The following is a 20,002-nucleotide window of genomic DNA, read 5'->3' as shown; positions in this document are numbered from 1 at the left end:
GTGGAACATGATCTTAGATGATATCGTAGAAAAAAGAAAAGAACAATTACAAAGAGAAAAAGACAATATCGAGCCACAGGATATGAAAGAGATGGCATTAAATTCTAAGAATAAAAATCATGGATTTAAAGAGGCCTTAAAGAAATCTGGATTATCCGTGATCTCAGAAGTTAAAAAAGCGTCTCCATCCAAAGGTGTGATCGCAGAAGATTTTCGCCCAGTGGAGACAGCCATTGCCTATGAAGATGCAGGGGCAGCAGCCATTTCCTGCTTGACTGAAGAACATTATTTTAAAGGTGGCAGCAAATATTTTGCGGATATCAGAGCTAAGGTAGATATCCCAATGTTAAGAAAAGATTTTATTTTCGATGAATATCAGATTTATGAAGCAAAAGTCTTAGGAGCCGATGCAATCCTTCTGATCGCAGCAATTCTTTCTGAAGAAAAGATAAAGGAATTTTATGATCTGGCAAAAAGTTTAGAGATTGATTGTCTGGTAGAAGTTCATAACGAAAAAGAATTAAAGAAAGTCGTTGCATGTGGATGCGATATTATCGGAATCAATAATCGGAATTTAAAAACATTTGATGTTGATCTAAATACAACAAGTAAACTTGCTCCACTTATTCCATACGAAGCAGTATTAGTTTCCGAAAGTGGAATGAAGGATGAAAATGATATGAAAAATGTCAAAGAGCAAGGAGCCGATGCAGTTTTGATTGGTGAAACATTTATGAGATCCGATAACATCAAAGAAACAATGAAACAGTTACGGAGCTGCCTATGATACAAAATCAGATCAAAGAACAAAGTCTGAAAGTGAAGATGTGCGGCATGCGCAGAAAAGAAGATATCGCATATGCAAATGAAGTAAAACCAGATGCAATTGGATATATTTTCTTTTCAAAAAGCAAGCGTTATGTCACAGGCCAGCAGGCAAGAGAACTTGATCAAAACTTAGATCAAAAGATCTTAAGTGTCGGAGTATTCGTCAATGAAACAATTGAGAAAGTTACAGAAATCGCCAATGAAGTTCCATTAGACGTGATCCAGTTACATGGCGATGAAGATGTTATTTATATTGAACAGTTAAGACAGCAGACAGATAAAGAAATCTGGAAAGCGGTCAGAGTAAAAGATACAAAAGACATCAAGAAAGCCCAACAGCTTCCAGTTGATAAACTGTTACTGGATACATTTACAGAAGAAAAAGATATGTATGGAGGTACCGGAAAAGTAATGAATTACGACCTGATTCCAAAAGAAGGAATCAGAAAACCATTTTTCATTGCAGGCGGGCTTCACAGTAAAAATATAAAAGAAATCACAAAAAAAGTTCATCCATACGGGATCGACATTTCCAGTGGAATCGAAACGGATGGATACAAAGATTTGAAAAAAATGAAAGAAATCATGCAGATAACAGGAGGAAGACATGAATAAAATAGGAAGATTTGGAGAGTACGGTGGACAGTATGTACCAGAAATTGTAATGAACGCGGTAAACGAGTTAAATGAGGCTTATGAAACATACAAAAATGACCCAGAATTCTTAGCTCAATTACGTCAGTTATACAGAGATTACGCAAACCGTCCATCTCTTTTATACTACGCAGAGAAGATGACAAAAGATCTTGGAGGGGCAAAAGTATATTTAAAACGAGAAGATTTGAATCATACAGGTGCCCATAAGATCAACAATGTATTAGGTCAGATTTTACTTGCAAAGAGAATGGGAAAAAAAAGAATCATCGCAGAGACAGGTGCAGGACAGCACGGAGTTGCTACAGCGACTGTTGCAGCATTATTTGACATGGAATGTGTTGTATATATGGGAGCAGAAGACGTGGAACGCCAGAGTCTGAATGCATACCGTATGGAACTTCTTGGAGCGAAAGTTCATGCTGTAGAGAGTGGAACAAGAACTTTAAAAGATGCTATTAACGAGGCAATGAGAGACTGGGCTACAAATATTGAGACAACATTTTACTGCATCGGTTCTGTTATGGGACCTCATCCATATCCAACGATGGTTCGTGATTTCCAGAAGATCATCGGAGAAGAGACAAAAGAACAGATGAAGGAAATCGAAGGAAAACTTCCAGATGCTGTATTTGCTTGTGTAGGAGGCGGATCGAATGCAATGGGAATGTTTTATGACTTTATCCCAGATGAAAGTGTCAGACTGATCGGGGCAGAAGCAGCTGGAAGAGGGATTGATACGTTAGATCATGCAGCAACGATCGCAAAAGGAAGTAAAGGTATTTTTCATGGAATGAAGAGTTTGTTTTTACAGAACGAAGAAGGCCAGATCGATCCTGTATACTCTATTTCAGCAGGACTTGATTATCCGGGAATCGGACCAGAACATGCACATCTTCATGAAATCGGAAGAGCAGAATATGTGAGTATCACAGATGAACAGGCAGTCAAAGCCTTTGAATATTTATCCAAAACAGAAGGAGTGATCCCAGCGATCGAATCATCTCATGCAGTTGCAGCGGCAATGGAGATCGTTCCAACAATGAGTAAAGACCAGTCAGTCGTTATCTGTCTGTCTGGCCGTGGAGACAAAGACGTTTATCAGGTAGCAAGATACAGAGGAGTGCAGTTAGATGAAAATTAGAGAGACATTTGAGAATAGAAAAAAGAATGGGCAAAAAGCATTAGTAACTTACATCGTATCTGGAGATTATGGGTACGAAACAACAAAAGAAAATATCAGAGCTATGGTAAAAGCAGGAGCAGATGTGATCGAGATCGGTATACCATTCTCAGATCCGATCGCTGAGGGTGTTGTCATTCAGGAAGCTAGCCAGCATTCACTTGCAGGTGGTACAACACTAAAGGGAATCTTTCAGATGGTAAAAGAATTAAGAGAAGAGATCAAAGAAACACCATTTGTCATGATGATGTATCTCAATACGATCTATCGTTTTGGAACCGAAAGATTCTTTGATCTTTGTAATGAATGTGGGATTCAGGGCGTTATCGTGCCTGATATGCCATATGAAGAAAAAGACGAGATTCAGGGCGTGGCAACAGCTCATGGAGTTGACAATATCAGTCTTGTAACACCGACATCTCATGATCGTATCGCAATGATCGCAAAAGAAGCAGAAGGATTCTTATACTGTGTATCCTCCATCGGAGTTACAGGAACAAGAAGTGAATTTACAACAGATTTTGATGAATTCTTCGGTGTGATCAAGAAGAATGCAACAATTCCTTGTGCAGTGGGATTTGGTATTTCAGGACCAGAACAGGCAAAGAAAATGAGTACATACTGTGATGGTGTCATTGTCGGAAGTGCGATCGTCAAATTGATCAGTCAATATGGTAAAGAAAGTCCTGAAAAGGTTTATGAGTTTACAAAGAGCTTAAGAGATGCATTAGATGAATAAAATGATCGTCAAATGATATTACGTGAAAATTACAGCAATCAGCGAGGGTTGTTGTAATTTTCTGCATTTTTTTGTAAAATAAAACTAATGGCAAAGAAAGGAAGAGACAGATCATGTTATCAAAAGAAGTAGTAGAATTATCGAAACAGCATTCTATTATCCGTGATATTTTCGAATATGGAATGAAGAGAGCAAAAGAAGTCGGAGCAGAAAATGTATTTGATTTCAGTATCGGGAATCCAAGTGTTCCAGCACCAAAAGAAATTGATGAGACAGCACTTCGCCTGTTAAAAACAGCAGATCCAGTGGATATTCATGGATATACAAGCAATGCTGGAGTACTGGAAGTAAGAGAAAACATTGCCAAGTCTTTAAATAAAAGATTTGATACAAATTATACAGCAGCGAATATTTTTATGACGATCGGAGCGGCAGCAGCCCTTGGTATCTGCTTTAAGACATTAGTTGATGGGCCAGAAGATGAAGTTATCACATTCGCACCACATTTCCCAGAATATGCAGTATATGCACAGGGAGCAGGATGCAGATTAAAGGTCATTTCTGCAGATACCAGAGCATTCCAGATTAATTTCGAAGAATTAGAAGAAACGATCAATGAGCATACCAAAGCAATCTTGATCAATTCTCCAAACAACCCATCCGGAGTTGTTTATTCCAGAGAGACGATTGAGAAATTAGCTGCATTATTAGAGAAGAAACAAAAAGAATATGGACACAGTATTTACATCATTTCCGATGAACCATACAGAGAGATCGCGTATGATGGATTTGAAGTGCCATATGTTCCACATTTTTATAACAATACATTAGTAGCATATTCTTTTAGTAAATCCTTATCACTGCCGGGAGAACGTATCGGTTATATCGTAGCACCAAATGAGGCAGAAGATTTTGAACAGTTACTGCCAGCGTTTATCGCATCTGCACGTTTACTTTCTTATGTCTGTGTGCCAACCTTATATCAGAAAGTTGTTGGAGAATGTGTAGATTTAACTTCTGACCTTTCAATCTATCAGAAGAACAAAGATTTATTCTATAATGCATTAGTGGATATGGGATATGAATGTGTAGAACCAGGTGGAGCTTTCTATTTATTCCCGAAAGCATTAGAAGAAGATGCCAATGCATTTTGCGAGAAGGCGAAAGAATATGATCTGTTGATCGTACCTGGGGACAGCTTTGGATGCCCAGGATATGTGCGTATTTCTTACTGTGTACCAACAGAACGTATCGAAAAAGCCCTTCCATTATTTAAGAAACTGATCGATGACTATCGCAAATAAGCCAATATAGATAAAGGAGACTTTCAATGAACAGCTGGAGAGACAATGTACGAAAAGTAGAACCTTACACACCGGGTGAACAGCCAAAAGAAGAAGGTGTGATCAAGTTAAATACAAATGAAAACCCTTATCCGCCATCCGATAAGATCAAGGAAGCGATGAGTGGGATCAAGAATCTGCGCAAATATCCTGATCCTGCAGCAACTAAATTGGTAGAAGCGATCGCTTCTTATCATGGATTTAATAAAGAAGAAGTATTTGTCGGAGTGGGATCTGATGATGTGCTTGCCGTTGCATTTATGACATTTTTTAACGGTAAGAAACCAATCTTCTTCCCAGATATCACATATTCCTTCTATCCTGTATGGGCAGAATTATTCGGAATACCATATGAGAAGAAAGCAGTCAATGATGCATTTGAGATTCAGAAAGAAGATTATTACGCAGAAAATGGCGGGGTGGTATTCCCAAATCCTAATGCACCAACAGGCGCATTTTTATCTTTAGAGGTTGTGGAAGATATCATCCAACACAATCAGGATGTCGTTGTGATCGTTGATGAAGCCTATATTGATTTTGGCGGCGACACAGCGAAAGAACTGACAAGAAAATATGATAACGTTTTAGTCGTTCAGACATATTCCAAATCAAGATCTTTAGCAGGACTTCGTATCGGATATGCGATTGGTAACAAGGAACTGATCAAGGCAATGAATGATGTGAAATATTCCTACAACTCTTATACGATGAATGAGCCATCCATTGTTCTTGGAACAGCTGTCTTAGAAGATGAAGAATATTTCCAGGAGACAAGAAATAAGATCATTGATACAAGAGAATGGTTCCAGATTGAGATGAGAAAGATCGGATTTAGTTTTGCAGATTCCAAAGCAAACTTTATCTTTGCGACACATGAAAGCGTACCTGCCAAAGAGATTTTTGAAGCAGCGAAGAAAGCAAAGATTTATGTCCGTTATTTTGATCAGCCAAGAATCAATAATTATTTAAGGATTACAATCGGTACGAGAGAAGAAATGGAAACATTACTTGATTTCTTAAAAGAATTTACAGCAACAAAATAGAGATTGAATAAAAAAAGAAATTTTGAAAAATAAATTTCTTTTTTTATTGCAATCAACTGGAAAATATTGTATGATGATATGGAAATTATTTACATATGAAGACAAATGAGGGAAACAAATAAAATGGGGTTATGGCATGCGTTTTCATCCACAGAAAAGGAGAAGACCATGTTGAATGAGAAAGAATTTTATCAGTATGTAGAAGCGAATATTTTAAACTATCTTCCAGAGATGGAAGGAAAGAAAGTTATGGTGCAGAGGGTTAAGAGGAATAATCAGATATCGATGATGGGGTTGTCGATCGGAGAGACCAAGAATTATCTGGTACCAGTGTTGTATTTGGAGATATTTTATCGAAATTATTTAAGGGGACAGGAATTATCAGATACGATGAAAGATATCGCCAGAATTTATCGAGGACATCAGGTTGGATTTTATCTGGATGAGGATAAAGTTTCAGATTATGAGCATATTAAGAAGAATCTGTTTTATCGTGTGGTTAATTATGAGAAGAATAAAGAGATGTTAAAGTATACACCATACGAGCGGTTCTTAGATCTGGCAGTTACATATCGTTGGGCAGCATACCGGAATCATGACGGGATGGCGAGTGCATTAGTGAGGAACAAAGAGTTGCTGTTATGGGGTGTGACAAAGGAACAGATGATGAAGGATGCAAAGGAGAACACGGAGAAGATCTTCCCACCAGTGATGCGCAAGATTCAGTCTGTGATACCAGTAAAGATCACGGATATGGAGATTCCATTGTTTGTATTATCAAATGGAGATTATATGAATGGAGCATCCGTCATGCTTTATAAAGATCCACTGAGAGATTTCGCGAATTATATGGGACATGATCTTTATATTCTTCCAAGCAGTATTCATGAAGTGATCCTTTTACTGGATGATGAATATGTGCAAAGTTCAGAGGAACTACGAGAAATGGTTAGAGAGACAAACCGTATGGTTGTGGATCAGGAAGAAGTTTTATCAGATCACATATATCATTACGACAGAGAGAAAGATGAGATTAGAATTGCCAAGTAATAATTTGTAACGTATAATAGTTCATTAAGAGATGGAAAATGGTATGAAAATTCAAGAATATACTAATTACATCAGGGAGTGAAAAAATTATGAAACGTTGGGAAATTTATCTGGATATTATCATGGAACTGTTGGTCATATTAGCAGGTGCATTGCTTTTGATCTTTGTATTACCAAAATCAATCGTATTTTTATGGCCATTTGTAGCAGGATGGATTATTTCAATGATGGCCCACCCAGTGATCGAATATCTGGAGAAGAAGGTAAAATTACCGAAGAAGTTCGGTTCTGCGATCTTGATCGCGGCAGTTATCACAGGAATTATAGTGGTTCTTTATTTTGCAGTCAGAGGTATCGCACTGCAAGTCATCGGATTTATACAGGATGCACCAGATATCCGTCATGAGATCATGAGACAAGGAATGATCTTTCAGAAGAAGATAGAGCAATTTTTAAGTATTCTTCCACCATCTTTTGGAAAACAGTTTGATCAGTGGAGCGGATCGATCGGAGAGCTTTTCAAGAAAGCGGCATCTTCTGCAGGAGATTATGGGGTAGCACATGCAGGTGGTGTTGCAAAGGGTGTGACAAGCGGTCTGTTAGGGCTTGTTGTTATGTTATTTGCAGCTTATATGTTTTCACTGGAACGAGAAAAACTCATAGCATGGTATGAAAAATGTATTCCAGGATTTGTGAAGCATAAGATCAATGTATTTATGAAGAACTCAGTTGGAGTCTTAGTAAGTTACTGCCTTGCGCAGTTAAAGATCATGATAGTGATCATAGCGATCCTTTGGATCGGATTTTTTATTGCAGGGATTGGACATTCTTTTATCTATTCGGTATTAGTAGGAATTGTCGATATATTTCCAATCCTTGGAACAGGGACTGTGATCATTCCATGGGCAATATTTAAGCTGATCACAGGAGATATCAAAACAGCAGTTATCTTACTGATCATTTATGCGATCTGTCTGGTATTGAAACAGGTCTTGCAGCCAAAGATGATGGGAGACAGTATGGGAATCTCAGCACTGACAACGATCTTTTTGATCTACGTTGGTCTGAAATTCGGAGGATTAGGAGGAATGTTATTAGCCCTGATCCTAGGAATGTTTGTGATCAATTTATACCGATTAGGAGTGTTTGACCGTAAGATCGCATTTTTTAAACGAAGATTTGAGATGCTTACGATCAACAGCGAGGAAGAAGAAAAGGAGAACAAGAAAGAATGAGTTATGCAGATCAGGTATTTATATCTATGTGCGAAGATATTTTAGAGAATGGAACTAGTACAGAGGGAGAGAAAGTCCGTCCGCACTGGCCAGATGGAGAGTCTGCCTATACGATCAAACAGTTTGGTGTTGTAAATCGTTACGATCTGTCCAAAGAATTTCCAGCATTGACTTTAAGAAAGACATATATTAAGTCAGCTATTGATGAATTATTATGGATCTGGCAGAAGAAATCAAATAATGTAAATGATCTGAAGAGTCATATCTGGGATGAATGGGCAGATGAAGATGGTTCGATTGGAAAGGCTTATGGATATCAGATGGGTGTAAAGCACCAATACAAAGAAGGAATGATGGATCAGGTAGATCGTGTGATCTATGATCTGAAACACAACCCATACAGTAGAAGGATCATGACAAATATTTATGTCCACCAAGATCTTCATGAGATGAATCTTTATCCATGTGCGTATAGTGTGACATTTAATGTAACAAAGAAACCAGGACATGATAAGCTCACATTGAATGCAATCTTGAACCAGCGTTCTCAGGATATTTTAGCAGCAAATAACTGGAATGTTGTACAGTATGCAGCATTAGTTTATATGATGGCTCAGGTATGTGATATGGAACCAGGAGAATTAGTTCATGTGATCGCAGATGCACATATTTATGATCGCCATATTCCGATCATCAAAGAGATGATCAAACGAGAGACATATCCTGCACCGAAAGTAACGCTTAATCCAGAAGTCAAAGATTTCTATGGATTCACAACAGATGACTTTAAGATCGAAGACTATCAGGCAGGAGAACAGATCAAAGATATTCCGATCGCAATATAAGAAGGAGAAAGTAAGATGAATCTTATTGTAAATGCAGATAAGAACTGGGGAATTGGAAAGAACAATGAACTTTTAGTCCATATTCCAAATGATATGAAGATGTTTCGTCAGATGACAACAGGAAAAGTCGTTGTCATGGGAAGAAAAACATTAGAAAGCTTTCCAAATGGAATGCCGCTTCCAAAGAGAACGAATATTGTATTAACACATGATAAAGACTACGATGCAAAAGGAGCGATCGTAGTTGGAAGTAAAGAAGAATTGTTAGATGAGCTAGAAGAATATAAGGATGAAGATATTTTTATTATCGGTGGAGAAAGCATTTACCGCATGATGCTTCCTTATTGTGATACAGCTTATGTTACAAGAACAGACTTCGCATATGATGCAGATACTTATTTTCCAGATCTGGATGAGATGCCAGAGTGGAAACTTGTGAAAGAGAGTGAAGAAGAGACTTACTTTGATATTGAATATCAATTTCTTGTATATCAAAAATAATTCACTCTTTCAATGAATATTTTAAATATCAACTGCCCCGGGACCCATTCGCATTCGGATTCTCACGTAGCTGTACTAAGCTCATGAATGATCTTACGATCATCCATTCGCTAAGTGCAGACGTGTTCATACGGTCCCGGGGCAGTTGATATTTAAAATATTTTAGCTGTAGGTTATTAGCAGAAGCAAGGTATGGAGTGTGGGGCTTTGGAATATATGTTATAATGAAACCGATTAAGATAAATGATTGAAGTTTTGGAAAGGATGAGAATAAATGAATCGATCAAAATTGAAATTAACTACGATAATTGCATTGACAGCGTTTACAGTGGCTGTGATTCCGGCTTGTTTACAGAGAAAATCTGCGAATGCGGCTTCGAAATATACTTATAAAAAAGGCTTTACTTATGAGAAGATTTCTCCGAACATTGAAAAGAGGATCACGGGAAAATCTTATCGTAAGAATAATAATATTAAATTGTCTGATTTAAGATATGTACAGGTTCTTCATTATGGTTTTGATGGGAAGGTAAAAGAGGGTGAGTTGATCGTTAACAAGAAGATCGCGAAGAAAACGGTCAAGGTCTTTTATGCTCTTTATCAGAAGAAATACAGAATTGAGAGAATGAGATTGATCGATGATTATGGTGCGAATGATGAGAAGTCTATGGCTGCAAATAATACCTCTGCGTTTAATTATCGTGTGATCAGTGGAACGACGAAACTTTCCAACCATTCTTATGGAATGGCTATCGATATCAATCCAAGGATCAATCCGTGGGTCAAAGGAAATAAGGTATCACCGGCAAATGGTAAGGTGTATAAGCAGAGAAAGACGTCAAAATGTAAAGGAAAATATAAAAGATATATGATCCATAAGAATGACACAGCTTATAAGATCTTTAAGAAATATGGATTCAGCTGGGGTGGTGAGTGGAGAAGCTCTAAGGATTATCAGCATTTCGAAGTGAATAAATAGAAATGATCAACTATTGATTCTGGAAGGTTGTTGGCTATAACATGTATTGGTTTAAAGATTTAACATAATTGAACTGCGAATATATGTTTATCAATATATAATTAATAAAAGAAAGGAGGCAGTAGGAAGAGATGAAGAATCTAAATATTCCTGTTGGGATTTCGGATTTTGAGAGAATTCGAGAGTTGAATTATTATTATGTGGATAAGACCGGATTGATCAAGACGTTGTTACAGGGTGAGATGGATCAGGTGACGTTGATTACGCGGCCTAGACGGTTTGGAAAAACGATGGCGATGAATATGTTGAACAGTTTTTTGGATATCAGGAAAGATAGCAGACATTTGTTTAAAGGACTTGAGATATCTGATGAGGTCGAGATTTGTGAGAAATGGATGAATCAGTATCCGACATTATTTTTGTCTTTTAAGGATGTAGATGGAACTACATTTGAGAATGCGTTTAATTTTTTGAAATTTATTATATCTGAAGTATGTAAACAACATGTATACTTGTTGGATAGTGATGAGATAGATGAAGGGGATAAACTGGTATTTCAAAAATTAAAGACTTGTAGTGCAAGTATGATGGAAATTCAAAGTTGTATATTAAGAATTACCAATATGCTGAAAAGTTATTATAAAAAGCCAGTGATCCTTTTAATTGATGAATATGATGTTCCAATTGCAAAAGCAAGTAGTAATGGTTACTACAAAGAGATGTTAGAAATTATGAAAGGTTTGCTTAGTACAGCCTTAAAAGATAATTCTTCATTAAAGTTTGCAGTCATCACAGGATGCCTAAAGATTGCCAAAGAAAGTATTTTCACTGGAACAAATAACTTTGTATCAGATACGATTTCATCCACAAGATACAATGAATATTATGGATTTACACAACAGGATGTAGATAAGCTTTTAGCAGATGCGGAGATTGAAGAGAAAGCGGAGCTGATTAAAGAATGGTATGATGGATATAATTTTGGAGAGTTTGAAGTATATTGTCCATGGGATGTCATGAATTATCTAAGAGATCTTCAAAATGATCTGAATGCAAGACCAGTCAGCTACTGGAAGAATACCAGTGATAATGCGATCATTCGCTCCTTTATTGATTATACAGGAGCTGCTATACGAAAAAAACTAGAAGTATTGATCGCAGGTGGAAGCATCTGCCAGAAAATAGAAGAAGACCTCACATATGATTATCTACATTCATCAGAAGATAATTTATGGAGTATTCTCTATCTTACTGGATATCTTACAAAAGTCGGAGAACGTGATAAAGATGGTCAGATAGAATTAAGAATTCCAAACAAAGAAGTAAAAGAAATTTTCGAATCAACCGTAAGGAAATGGTTTGAAGACAGTGCAAGAGTTACGAATCGGAAAGATTTATTTGATGCAGTGTGGAACAAAGATGCGGATAAGGCAACAAAAGAAATCAGCACATTACTGCGAATGACGATCAGTTATTATGATTACCGAGAAAATTTCTATCATGCATTTCTTGCAGGAATCTTTGCAGGAGCAGGTTATAGTGTAGAGTCGAATAGAGAGCATGGAGAAGGACGAAGTGATATTGTAATCTACAATGATGTAACAGGACAAGTTGCAGTATTTGAAGCAAAGTATTCAAGGAAATTAGAAGATTTGGAAAAAGACTGTCAAAAGGCGTTAGATCAGATCAACACAAAGATGTATGCAAAAGAGTTTGAAGATGCTTATGAGGAAGTATTGTGTTATGGAATTGCTTTTTATAAAAAGCGGTGTTTGGTGAAGAGTAAATAGAATAAGAAATGAAAAAAAGCTCCACAAGGATGAACTTTGTGGGGCTTTTGGTGTATCTAAGATTTCAATTCAACTCCGCAATCCGGCTAACTCCAACATAGATCTCACTGATCTTATACCAAGTAGGGTAATCAACAATCCCAGTCTGTGGCAGTCCAAAAACATTCTGGAATTTCCGAACAGCATTCGCAGTAGATTCTCCATAAACACCATCCACAGCAATCGTAGGCAGAGAAGGATAATCTTTAGCAATACGATTCAATTGTTGTTGTATTTGTCGAACCTTATCTCCTCTGCTGCCGATCGTCAGATCATATCCCGGCCAGGAAGAAGGAATTCCTGAAATCTGTTCTGCGGTATTGATGTACATACTCTCTCCATAATAATATCTCAGGATTTCAATCGGAGCATATCCCTGATCGCCTAAGTATTTAGAACCCCACTGCGTCATCCATTCTGCAAGTGCGTATAAAGTAAATAAGAAAAGGCTAAAAATTATGTAGCTATATGAATTAAGTATAGCACAAAAAATACTTTTGTGATAACATATCAATGTTGTCGCACCCAATCTGGCAACAGAAAGGGGGTTTCAGCTTGGAAAATTTGCTATCATTTATTATGTCTGTATTGGCTAGCGTAGTTGCCTACTACCTATGCAAATGGTTAGACAGGCATAAATAGCGTACAACCTAACCGTGGATCTTGTCCCATTATAGACAAGAAAAAACCCCAGTATTGCAGTACTGAGGTTTTTTTCTTTTTTGTTTCAACTTGAAACATTGCTATCATTTTGCCTACTGGCATTATAGCATATGTATCTCGGAAAAACAATATACATGATTTCTAAAAAATCTGAAATGATCTAATCTTCTTTTATGTAATAGTGAAAATCTAATGTTTTATTCTCTTTGTCAAATACAATTTTTTTCACGATCGAACGGATTGCAGCTTGCTTTTCATCCTTACTGCATTGATCAGATACCAGTATATCATAAACACCACGAATTTTGTTGGGAAGTTCATTAGATTCATTTTCCGTTTTGTTATGATCCTGTGATTGCTGAAGAAGAAACTCACGTTCTTTTTGAATTTCTTCCTTGTTAGCCTTATATTCTGCCAAAGAATCAATACCATTCAGATATGCTTCTTTAATTCGTGTTTCTCTGGTAGCCAAACGTTTCAACTGAACATCCAGGATATCCTGTTGATTTTCAACAACCTTTTCTATACGTTCGCACTCTATGTAAGATTTACTCATATCTTCTTTCAAGACATTTAAAACCAATGGAACAAGCTTCTTTTCAGAAATTCCATGAGAAACCATGCATTTTCCTTTAAGGTATTTGTAGCACTGAAAATTAATGTAGGTGCGATCATGACGGTATTGCACAGACGTAGAAAGAGAAGCACCGCAGGAAGAACACTTAACAAGCCCGGACAGCCAATGTCGATGCTTTGTTACAGGTTTTCCGTTTTTAGGACGATACTCATTTTTTAAACGTTCGTTTGCCCGATCCCAAAGTTCTTCAGACACAATTATAGGAACTAGTGGAGATTTTACAATAATCCATTCGCTTTCATCATTAACAACACGTGTAGTACCATTTGCATAATTCCATCTAAGGTATCCTTTATAGATTGGATTTTGGATAATATACCTAATTGCGCGAGCCTCAAAAGCTCCACCTTTCTTGGTTTTGTAGCCTAAGCGATTCAAATGACGAGCGATCTCATAAAATCCCATCCTAGTATTGGCATATAAATTAAAAATCATGCGAACGATATTTGCCTGATCTTCAACAATGACTAGTCCTAGTCCTTTTTCTACCTTGTATCCAAAAGCCGGAGATGCCTGGAAATTTCCGCGAAGGGCGTTTTCTGTCATACCACGAAAAACGTCTTCCCCTAACTGGATAGAATAAAATTCATCAGTCCATTCGATGATGCGCTCAATAAGATCTCCATAAATGTCTTTTGTTGTTTGCTGAGTAGTACTGATTACATCAACATTGCATTTTTTGCGTAACATAGATTTATAAACAATGCTTTCTTCTTGGTTTCGTGCAAAACGATTAAATTTCCAAAGAAGTATTGCTTCAAAAGGAGAAGCAGGCTTCGTTTTTGCCAATCCGATCATTCGCAAGAAATCATGACGCTTTTTTGCTTTTCTTCCAGAAATTCCATTATCGATAAAAACATATTCGTCTGGTACATAATAACCATGTGCATCTCCCCAGACTCTAATGCATCGAAGTTGTGCATCAGGAGACAGCTCTTCTTGCATATGCGTGCTGACTCTTATATAAGCAGCTGCAATTTTTTTCATGTTATCACCTTTTCCTTTTTATAAAATATTAAAAATTTGTACAAAAAATACACCCTTGCCGGGTGCCAAGAAAAAATGATATACTTTACTTGTTGAGGGAAAAGTATTTCATCTGTTCTTGACAGGTGCAAGTGTTTTTCTGAATACCGCCTAGTTACCAGCTGGGCGGTATTTTTTTACCATTTTCCCGATATCAGCAAAATGGTTAATATTAAATTACAATACTGTACACTCTAAAGATATACCAGGAGGTACAGACTTGAATGTTAAAATTGAATATCATCTTTACCAGATCCGATCTGATAAAGGAATCAGCAGCAGGAAACTTGCTGAATTATCCGGAGTCAGTAAAAGTACGATCAACAATATCGAAAACAATCGTTATGAACCGACATTATTAACGATCTGCATGCTTGCAGAAGCATTGCATATGTCTCCAGAAGATTTGTATTCATATAATGTTACACCATGATGTCCAACATATTGGACATATCATCCCAACATCTTCCAGTACACTCTGAAAAGACTATAATACAGAGAGAGGAGGATAAAGAGATGAAAGAGTGGTATAGACAACAGATCAATCAAATGATCATGCACATCAATGATGAATTATTCTTGAAAAGAATCTTTATCATCATCAGAAATCACATCAAGAGGGAAGGCTAATCGTCTTCCTTCTTTGAAATTCAAATCCTTATGCTTCAAAATTTAGCATTTCATAAAATGTATTTTCTGAAATTACTTCTATATCTTGTCCGGATAATTTTAATTTTTCAGCCTTCTTCTGTTTATTGCTTTTACCATCCTTGATCTGAGTACAGTAGTCATTATTGCCAAGAATAAGATAATTAGTTTTCTTGGTTACAGAATTAGCCACGATACCACCAAGATCAACGACAAGCTGCATTGCGTCTTTTCGTGGCATATTTTCTAATTTTCCAGTGAAACAGCAAACTTTTTGATATAAAGGATGAAATTGGTTAAAGTCTGTGTTAGTTGTAGTTATTGAATTTATATCAATTCCACTATATTGATTTTTAATAGATTCAGTAAAATTCTCAGAAGATCCATATTTTTCAATCATAGAATCTTGTAATCGATGAAACAATTCGTTCGTTGTGACACAATCAGCCAAAGAACGGTGTGCTTCTGGAACATCAATTTGATAATAATTTGCCATATCAGCTAATCTATGGTGTGTGAGATCTTTGTGTAATCTTCTTGAAAGCCTCAAAGTATCAACAAAATCATTATGTAATTCTCGATTGAAATATTTCAAAATGCTATCGTACAAGAAATTGATATCAAAATTGACATTATGACCAACTAGAATGTCATTGGAAATAAAATCAAGAAATTCTTTTAATACAGATTGTGGCTCTGGAGCAGAGTCAAGCATTTCATTAGTGATATGAGTCAAGTTAGTGATATAAGAATCAATATAATAATATTTCTGACCAGTACTATTAAATAAAAAATCACAATCGTCAAATTCAGGATCAAATTCGAGAGCTGGAGGTTTTACCAAAGAAGAAAATGTCGATTCTACAGAATTATTTACAACTTTAATGGCACCAATCTCAATAATAGAGTCAATGGAAGTATCCAAACCAGTTGTTTCAATATCGATCACAATATAATTTTTTGGAAAATCTAAAAGACTTTTACCTTTATGACGTTCAATCTTTTTGAAATTATAATCTTCAACAGATATAGAACCAGTATCTTGATTGAAAGAAATAGTTATTGCCATAGTATCCTCCTATCTTTAGTGTAAAAATTAATTGTCTTGTTTATTCCTTTTTGCCATTCTATCAACAAGATCTGACGTGAAATTACAAATAATTTCCTGACCTTTATCATCTAAATTGTTAAAAGTGTGCATGATATCAATAATCATGTCATAAAAAGGGTTCAATTCATCGACCAATTTAGAAACAACTTCTCCAACTTCATCTTCTACCGGAAGGAACATTTCTCCTTCTCCAGATCTAAGCCAATTCTCGTTTACATTAAATTCTCTGCATATTAAAGAAATCACGGCATCTATCGGTTGGTTTCGACCAATCTCATAATTAGATACAGCTCCACGTTTTATGTTTAATTTGTCAGCGAATTCTTGTTGTGTTAGATTTAAAGATTTTCTAAGAAATTTAATACGATTATTCATACAACTAGGTGTACACCTCCTTTCCTTTATGTATCCATAATAGCACAAGAAAAAAATGTAATCAAGATAAAAAGCAACATTGTTGCGGAAAAACTATTGACAAATGCAACTACGTGACATATAATTGCAACATAAGCACAAGATAAAATGATATACAGCAACAAGTAAACGAAGCACCAGGAAAGGAGATGAGAAAGAATGAAATTTAAGGATACTAAAATAACTGTACTCATTTTAATAAGCACAGTTATTTTAGCGCTAGCTTGTTTTAGACAATGGATCAACAAAAAACAAACTAGCAAAAATGATGTTGATACAATTTGTGAAAAAATAATAAACCAAATTAATCATCTTCAATCTTAATAAGACCTAGATTTTCTAATGTGTCAATAGTGCATTGAACAGATAATTTAGAAAGAATAGGAAGAGAATTTGCCATAAGAGCTGCAAAGAAATCTTCAAAATGTGATGATTCATCATGGGACAACTTAGACATTTCTAAAAAATCAGCTTTTAATTCAATTAATTGACGTTTTTGTATTTCTGCACAAATTGAATTTAATTCAGAACGTTTCATAAAAAACTCCTTTCGTAAGACTTGGGAATGGCAGTTCCCTGTAAGTCAATTATACGGAAAAGGATGTAATTAAACAAGATAACGAAGCAACAGGAAAGGAAGGTGAAGTATTGACAGAACAAGAGATCAGGGACATGGGAGTCCGATGTGCATTAAGACATATGGATTCTCTGAGAATACAGGCAGCAGAAAAAAGAATGGCAGAATTTATAGAACCATGCGAGAATTGTCCAGAACTAGAAACTTGTGGAGCTGATTGGTCAAAGACTACAAGACTAAATAGAGAAGAATCTGGATACATCAAAAAAGCACCGAATAAATCGGTGCCATAAATAGTACTTAAGCGGACTGGAAAAGTGGACAATTTCTTTTTCCATAAGTACATTCAGAGATTTTAGGACATGAAAAATCCATTTTTTTATAATGTTTGTTTAATGTTTGTGTCTTATGAATTCTTTGACACAAAATGGAAATTTCCATTTCTGAATTAGTGTAAGGACAGACTGCTTTAAAATGTTTTGTTTTTAATTCACACATAATGAACCTCCTTCCGTAATTACTTGGGTGTGACAGCACCCTGTAAATTAATTATACGGAAAAGGATGTAATTAAACAAGATAACGAACAGCAGGAAAGAAAGGTGAAAGGAAATAGAAAAAACAGAACTAACAGAAAAGGACATTTATTGCATTGCAAGAATTATTCAAAGTTCTGTATTTGCAGGCGGATGGATATTTTATGGATGCCAATATTGTAAATACTGGAAAGAATGCGAAAAGTCTTTTGAAAATGAAAATGGGAAAATGCATTATGACGTGATTATGAACAAACTCCAACAGATTACTGGCTTGGATATGGGATTGAATGCAAGTAATCTGCCAGAGAAATTTCAACGTAATCTTAACCAGGAAAGAAGGTGAAACATTGACAGAGCAAGAGATCAGAGACATAGGAATCAGATGTGCATTAAGGCATATGGATTCTCTAAGAATGCAGGCGAAGGAAGAGAAAAAAGCAGATTTTACAGAACCATGCAAGAACTGTCCAGATATAGAATCATGCAACTGTGATTGCAGTACAACGACAAAAAAGATTGCAGACGAAGCAGGATATAACACCGATTTAGTAGGTGGAACAATAAATCTATATCGAATGAAAAGCATGGAAGTTATTGTGAATGAAAATGAAAAAGGAATGTCATTAGACATTAAAACAAAATGTCCGGTAAAACTAAGAGAACCAGGACGATTAATAAGAGGCATATATAAAGCTCGTTTAAAAGTAGCTAAAAAAATTATACGCAAAGAAAAGGAGAAGGCAAAAAAAGAAAATAAAGAAGAAGAGTTTAAAAATAAAGTGCAGCAAATTATAAACATAATGAATGTATGTGGGAATTTGGTGTTGGTACAGGATGAAGGAAAAATATTAAAGTTTGTATGTAGTGGACTAATTGGAGCTGAGGAAGAATTCTTTGAGAATATAAAAAGAGAACTCTCCGAAGCAATATCGGAGAGTTGAGAAATTATAAAACAAAATTATTTAAGAATTCAGTGATAATTTTTAAAGCTTGATCAATCAAAACGTCAGAAATCTTTTCTGCTATTGCTACCAATAAAGATTCAAGAATAACAGAAATGATGTAATTCTTTGGCTTTGGAGCTTCTGGATATTGATCATATAACTTATCAAGCTTATCAGCTATAGATTGAGGTACTGACATATTAGCTTGTTCTACAGTAAGGTCAGCTTTTAATTTAGCAATTTTCAACTCAAAGTTTCGATATTCAGATAACTTCTCATTCGTGAAATTAGATAACTCTTTATGTGTTGCCAAAATAGTGTTCTCCTTCCTTATTTACTTGGACGTGGCAGTGTCCTGTAAGTTCATTATAGGAAGAAAGATGTAAATAGACAAGGAGAATACTGTTTTGGCAACACAGGAAAAAAGTAAATAGCAAATAAGACAACAGATGGATTGACACTCCGTCCGATCGAGATGCAGGCGATTCCTGACTGCGATCCAAAAAGAAATCCTTAGCTCCGAAACCACGCGGAGCCTCCCCAATTAATCGTTTATCTATATGTGAATAAATCGGGCGGAGTGTCAATCCATCTGAACAACGAAACAAAAGAAAGAAGGTGAAAAATATGACAGAGAAAAGAAAAGACATGTTTGAAAGAACAGTGGAGAATCTTAAGAAACTGGACAAGGAATCCTTGGCGATCGTAAAGGCGAGCATCGAGATCTTGGCTGCACGTCAGCAGATGGATGAGAACACACCAACGAATGCTGCATAACAGACAAGCAGATACAAATAGACTGAAAAGAGAGGAGGGAACGCTATGGAAGAATATAAGGTAAGACGATTCGTAAATGACAAAGAAGTAAGAAAACTGACACAAGAACAGAAAAAGATGATGGCAGTGACAGTGATCAGAGCCATCGGAGCAAAAGAAAAGAAAACAGCCCGGTGAGATTCCGGGCAGGAAGGACAAGCATAAAATGGGACCAATGCAAATGAAATTATTAAACGAGATAGAGAAGTCAATGAGATTGAAGGAAAATGGAATGAATATAGCATCGGTGGTAACGCTGCAGGAAGCATGTGTAGAAGCAGCAAGAGATGTAAACGAGTACATATCTCCGTTATGTGACGCAACAGTACACATTACGATTGGAGTATTAAGATATGTTGCAGATCTCCTGGAAGAGGAGGGGGGGGCTAGATGAATCAG

General features: G+C 36.2%; 24 protein-coding genes and 1 pseudogene. 19 read left to right on the top strand and 6 right to left on the bottom strand.

Translation table 11 applies throughout. The annotated features are described in order from the left end of the window. The first annotated feature begins 7 nt into the window (after positions 1-7). The 12 genes from trpC to QUE18_RS11510 all read left to right on the top strand — a co-directional run bounded on the left by trpC (position 8) and on the right by QUE18_RS11510 (position 12,190). Positions 8-787: an indole-3-glycerol phosphate synthase TrpC gene (gene trpC / locus QUE18_RS11565; protein WP_040344395.1), complete on the top strand. Its 780-nt coding sequence runs from the start codon at positions 8-10 to the stop codon at positions 785-787. Then, positions 784-1,443 carry a phosphoribosylanthranilate isomerase gene (locus QUE18_RS11560; protein ID WP_009204006.1) on the top strand — a complete coding sequence of 220 codons (660 nt, stop codon included), beginning with the start codon at positions 784-786 and terminating at the stop codon, positions 1,441-1,443. Before trpC ends, QUE18_RS11560 begins: the two co-directional genes overlap by 4 nt. Continuing rightward, complete coding sequence (gene trpB, locus QUE18_RS11555; RefSeq protein ID WP_009204007.1) at positions 1,436-2,626, top strand: tryptophan synthase subunit beta; 1,191 nt, start codon at positions 1,436-1,438, stop codon at positions 2,624-2,626. Before QUE18_RS11560 ends, trpB begins: the two co-directional genes overlap by 8 nt. Next, positions 2,616-3,404, top strand: a complete 789-nt coding sequence (trpA, locus tag QUE18_RS11550; protein WP_009204008.1) for a tryptophan synthase subunit alpha — start codon at positions 2,616-2,618, stop codon at positions 3,402-3,404. Before trpB ends, trpA begins: the two co-directional genes overlap by 11 nt. 113 nt (positions 3,405-3,517) lie before the next feature. Continuing rightward, positions 3,518-4,708, top strand: a complete 1,191-nt coding sequence (locus QUE18_RS11545; RefSeq protein WP_008390649.1) for a pyridoxal phosphate-dependent aminotransferase — start codon at positions 3,518-3,520, stop codon at positions 4,706-4,708. Between the two features lie 26 nt (positions 4,709-4,734). Further along, positions 4,735-5,790 (top strand): histidinol-phosphate transaminase, encoded by a 1,056-nt coding sequence (hisC, locus tag QUE18_RS11540; RefSeq protein ID WP_009204009.1) that lies wholly within the window; start codon positions 4,735-4,737, stop codon positions 5,788-5,790. Between the two features lie 168 nt (positions 5,791-5,958). Next, positions 5,959-6,840: a DUF5688 family protein gene (locus tag QUE18_RS11535; RefSeq protein WP_009265331.1), complete on the top strand. Its 882-nt coding sequence runs from the start codon at positions 5,959-5,961 to the stop codon at positions 6,838-6,840. Between the two features lie 89 nt (positions 6,841-6,929). Then, positions 6,930-8,075, top strand: a complete 1,146-nt coding sequence (locus QUE18_RS11530) for an AI-2E family transporter (protein ID WP_008390646.1) — start codon at positions 6,930-6,932, stop codon at positions 8,073-8,075. Next, positions 8,072-8,920 (top strand): thymidylate synthase, encoded by an 849-nt coding sequence (gene thyA, locus QUE18_RS11525; protein ID WP_009204010.1) that lies wholly within the window; start codon positions 8,072-8,074, stop codon positions 8,918-8,920. Before QUE18_RS11530 ends, thyA begins: the two co-directional genes overlap by 4 nt. A gap of 15 nt (positions 8,921-8,935) precedes the next feature. Further along, positions 8,936-9,421: a dihydrofolate reductase gene (locus QUE18_RS11520; RefSeq protein ID WP_008390643.1), complete on the top strand. Its 486-nt coding sequence runs from the start codon at positions 8,936-8,938 to the stop codon at positions 9,419-9,421. Positions 9,422-9,695: 274 nt separating this feature from the next. Beyond that, entirely contained in the window at positions 9,696-10,400 is a 705-nt protein-coding gene (locus QUE18_RS11515) for a M15 family metallopeptidase (protein WP_009204011.1), read from the top strand. Between the two features lie 131 nt (positions 10,401-10,531). Next, complete coding sequence (locus QUE18_RS11510; RefSeq protein WP_009204012.1) at positions 10,532-12,190, top strand: AAA family ATPase; 1,659 nt, start codon at positions 10,532-10,534, stop codon at positions 12,188-12,190. 64 nt (positions 12,191-12,254) lie between these two features. On the opposite strand, the pseudogene QUE18_RS11505 reads toward QUE18_RS11510, so the two are convergent. Together QUE18_RS11505 and QUE18_RS11500 are read right to left on the bottom strand one after the other, a co-directional pair. Beyond that, a pseudogene (locus QUE18_RS11505) lies at positions 12,255-12,647 on the bottom strand (peptidoglycan-binding domain-containing protein); the annotation flags it as partial. Positions 12,648-13,052: 405 nt separating this feature from the next. After that, complete coding sequence (locus QUE18_RS11500) at positions 13,053-14,516, bottom strand: recombinase family protein (protein WP_009204015.1); 1,464 nt, start codon at positions 14,514-14,516, stop codon at positions 13,053-13,055. Positions 14,517-14,775: 259 nt separating this feature from the next. Here QUE18_RS11500 and QUE18_RS11495 point away from each other — a divergent pair, with 259 nt between their 5' ends. Then, the gene (locus tag QUE18_RS11495; RefSeq protein WP_009204016.1) at positions 14,776-14,988 is read left to right on the top strand and encodes a helix-turn-helix transcriptional regulator; all 213 of its coding nucleotides are present in this window, start codon (positions 14,776-14,778) and stop codon (positions 14,986-14,988) included. 225 nt (positions 14,989-15,213) lie between these two features. Here the strand turns inward: QUE18_RS11495 and QUE18_RS11490 are convergent, their stop codons facing one another. Together QUE18_RS11490 and QUE18_RS11485 are read right to left on the bottom strand one after the other, a co-directional pair. Beyond that, positions 15,214-16,272, bottom strand: coding sequence for an exonuclease domain-containing protein (locus QUE18_RS11490; RefSeq protein ID WP_009204018.1), 1,059 nt, complete (start codon positions 16,270-16,272; stop codon positions 15,214-15,216). A gap of 27 nt (positions 16,273-16,299) precedes the next feature. Further along, positions 16,300-16,689: a helix-turn-helix domain-containing protein gene (locus tag QUE18_RS11485; RefSeq protein ID WP_009204019.1), complete on the bottom strand. Its 390-nt coding sequence runs from the start codon at positions 16,687-16,689 to the stop codon at positions 16,300-16,302. Between the two features lie 198 nt (positions 16,690-16,887). On the opposite strand from QUE18_RS11485, the gene QUE18_RS11480 reads away from it, so the two are divergent. Then, positions 16,888-17,052, top strand: coding sequence for a hypothetical protein (locus tag QUE18_RS11480; RefSeq protein ID WP_009204020.1), 165 nt, complete (start codon positions 16,888-16,890; stop codon positions 17,050-17,052). On the opposite strand, the gene QUE18_RS11475 is transcribed toward QUE18_RS11480, so the two are convergent. Next, a complete protein-coding gene (locus QUE18_RS11475; protein WP_009204021.1) occupies positions 17,033-17,266 on the bottom strand; it encodes a hypothetical protein in 234 nt (77 codons plus the stop codon). The two genes, QUE18_RS11480 and QUE18_RS11475, sit on opposite strands and share 20 nt — an antisense overlap. A gap of 110 nt (positions 17,267-17,376) precedes the next feature. Between QUE18_RS11475 and QUE18_RS11470 the strand changes: the two genes are divergently transcribed. Both QUE18_RS11470 and QUE18_RS11465 read left to right on the top strand, forming a co-directional pair. Next, positions 17,377-17,598, top strand: coding sequence for a hypothetical protein (locus QUE18_RS11470; RefSeq protein ID WP_040344396.1), 222 nt, complete (start codon positions 17,377-17,379; stop codon positions 17,596-17,598). Positions 17,599-18,256: 658 nt separating this feature from the next. Continuing rightward, positions 18,257-18,784, top strand: coding sequence for a hypothetical protein (locus QUE18_RS11465; protein WP_242852734.1), 528 nt, complete (start codon positions 18,257-18,259; stop codon positions 18,782-18,784). Positions 18,785-18,788: 4 nt separating this feature from the next. Here the strand turns inward: QUE18_RS11465 and QUE18_RS11460 are convergent, their stop codons facing one another. Then, the gene (locus QUE18_RS11460) at positions 18,789-19,100 is read right to left on the bottom strand and encodes a hypothetical protein (RefSeq protein WP_009204026.1); all 312 of its coding nucleotides are present in this window, start codon (positions 19,098-19,100) and stop codon (positions 18,789-18,791) included. 314 nt (positions 19,101-19,414) lie between these two features. Here QUE18_RS11460 and QUE18_RS11455 point away from each other — a divergent pair, with 314 nt between their 5' ends. Genes QUE18_RS11455 through QUE18_RS11445 form a run of 3 tightly spaced genes read left to right on the top strand, consistent with a single transcriptional unit; the run spans position 19,415 to position 19,997 of the window. Continuing rightward, entirely contained in the window at positions 19,415-19,564 is a 150-nt protein-coding gene (locus tag QUE18_RS11455; RefSeq protein ID WP_009204027.1) for a hypothetical protein, read from the top strand. Positions 19,565-19,609: 45 nt separating this feature from the next. Next, on the top strand, positions 19,610-19,741 hold the full coding sequence (locus QUE18_RS11450; RefSeq protein WP_009204028.1) for a hypothetical protein: 132 nt from the start codon (positions 19,610-19,612) through the stop codon (positions 19,739-19,741). A gap of 28 nt (positions 19,742-19,769) precedes the next feature. Next, complete coding sequence (locus QUE18_RS11445) at positions 19,770-19,997, top strand: hypothetical protein (protein ID WP_009204029.1); 228 nt, start codon at positions 19,770-19,772, stop codon at positions 19,995-19,997. Positions 19,998-20,002: the final 5 nt, after the last annotated feature.

This window comes from Anaerostipes hadrus ATCC 29173 = JCM 17467 (genome assembly GCF_030296915.1).
GTDB classification, from domain to species: Bacteria; Bacillota; Clostridia; order Lachnospirales; family Lachnospiraceae; genus Anaerostipes; species Anaerostipes hadrus.
Note: the sequence above shows the minus strand (reverse complement) of the source record. Positions and strands in the feature narration are given on the sequence as shown.

Bases quoted from the DNA above. Each gene is read 5' to 3' on its own strand.
- QUE18_RS11500 (WP_009204015.1), bottom strand. From the start codon at position 14,516: ATGAAAAAAATTGCAGCTGCTTATATAAGAGTCAGCACGCATATGCAA.
- trpB (WP_009204007.1), top strand. From the start codon at position 1,436: ATGAATAAAATAGGAAGATTTGGAGAGTACGGTGGACAGTATGTACCA.
- QUE18_RS11530 (WP_008390646.1), top strand. From the start codon at position 6,930: ATGAAACGTTGGGAAATTTATCTGGATATTATCATGGAACTGTTGGTC.
- QUE18_RS11510 (WP_009204012.1), top strand. From the start codon at position 10,532: ATGAAGAATCTAAATATTCCTGTTGGGATTTCGGATTTTGAGAGAATT.
- QUE18_RS11480 (WP_009204020.1), top strand. From the start codon at position 16,888: ATGAAATTTAAGGATACTAAAATAACTGTACTCATTTTAATAAGCACA.
- QUE18_RS11515 (WP_009204011.1), top strand. From the start codon at position 9,696: ATGAATCGATCAAAATTGAAATTAACTACGATAATTGCATTGACAGCG.
- QUE18_RS11475 (WP_009204021.1), bottom strand. From the start codon at position 17,266: ATGAAACGTTCTGAATTAAATTCAATTTGTGCAGAAATACAAAAACGT.
- QUE18_RS11490 (WP_009204018.1), bottom strand. From the start codon at position 16,272: ATGGCAATAACTATTTCTTTCAATCAAGATACTGGTTCTATATCTGTT.
- thyA (WP_009204010.1), top strand. From the start codon at position 8,072: ATGAGTTATGCAGATCAGGTATTTATATCTATGTGCGAAGATATTTTA.
- QUE18_RS11535 (WP_009265331.1), top strand. From the start codon at position 5,959: ATGTTGAATGAGAAAGAATTTTATCAGTATGTAGAAGCGAATATTTTA.
- hisC (WP_009204009.1), top strand. From the start codon at position 4,735: ATGAACAGCTGGAGAGACAATGTACGAAAAGTAGAACCTTACACACCG.
- QUE18_RS11545 (WP_008390649.1), top strand. From the start codon at position 3,518: ATGTTATCAAAAGAAGTAGTAGAATTATCGAAACAGCATTCTATTATC.
- QUE18_RS11450 (WP_009204028.1), top strand. From the start codon at position 19,610: ATGGAAGAATATAAGGTAAGACGATTCGTAAATGACAAAGAAGTAAGA.
- QUE18_RS11445 (WP_009204029.1), top strand. From the start codon at position 19,770: ATGGGACCAATGCAAATGAAATTATTAAACGAGATAGAGAAGTCAATG.
- QUE18_RS11485 (WP_009204019.1), bottom strand. From the start codon at position 16,689: ATGAATAATCGTATTAAATTTCTTAGAAAATCTTTAAATCTAACACAA.
- QUE18_RS11465 (WP_242852734.1), top strand. From the start codon at position 18,257: ATGCAGGCGAAGGAAGAGAAAAAAGCAGATTTTACAGAACCATGCAAG.
- QUE18_RS11560 (WP_009204006.1), top strand. From the start codon at position 784: ATGATACAAAATCAGATCAAAGAACAAAGTCTGAAAGTGAAGATGTGC.
- QUE18_RS11520 (WP_008390643.1), top strand. From the start codon at position 8,936: ATGAATCTTATTGTAAATGCAGATAAGAACTGGGGAATTGGAAAGAAC.
- QUE18_RS11455 (WP_009204027.1), top strand. From the start codon at position 19,415: ATGACAGAGAAAAGAAAAGACATGTTTGAAAGAACAGTGGAGAATCTT.
- trpC (WP_040344395.1), top strand. From the start codon at position 8: ATGATCTTAGATGATATCGTAGAAAAAAGAAAAGAACAATTACAAAGA.
- trpA (WP_009204008.1), top strand. From the start codon at position 2,616: ATGAAAATTAGAGAGACATTTGAGAATAGAAAAAAGAATGGGCAAAAA.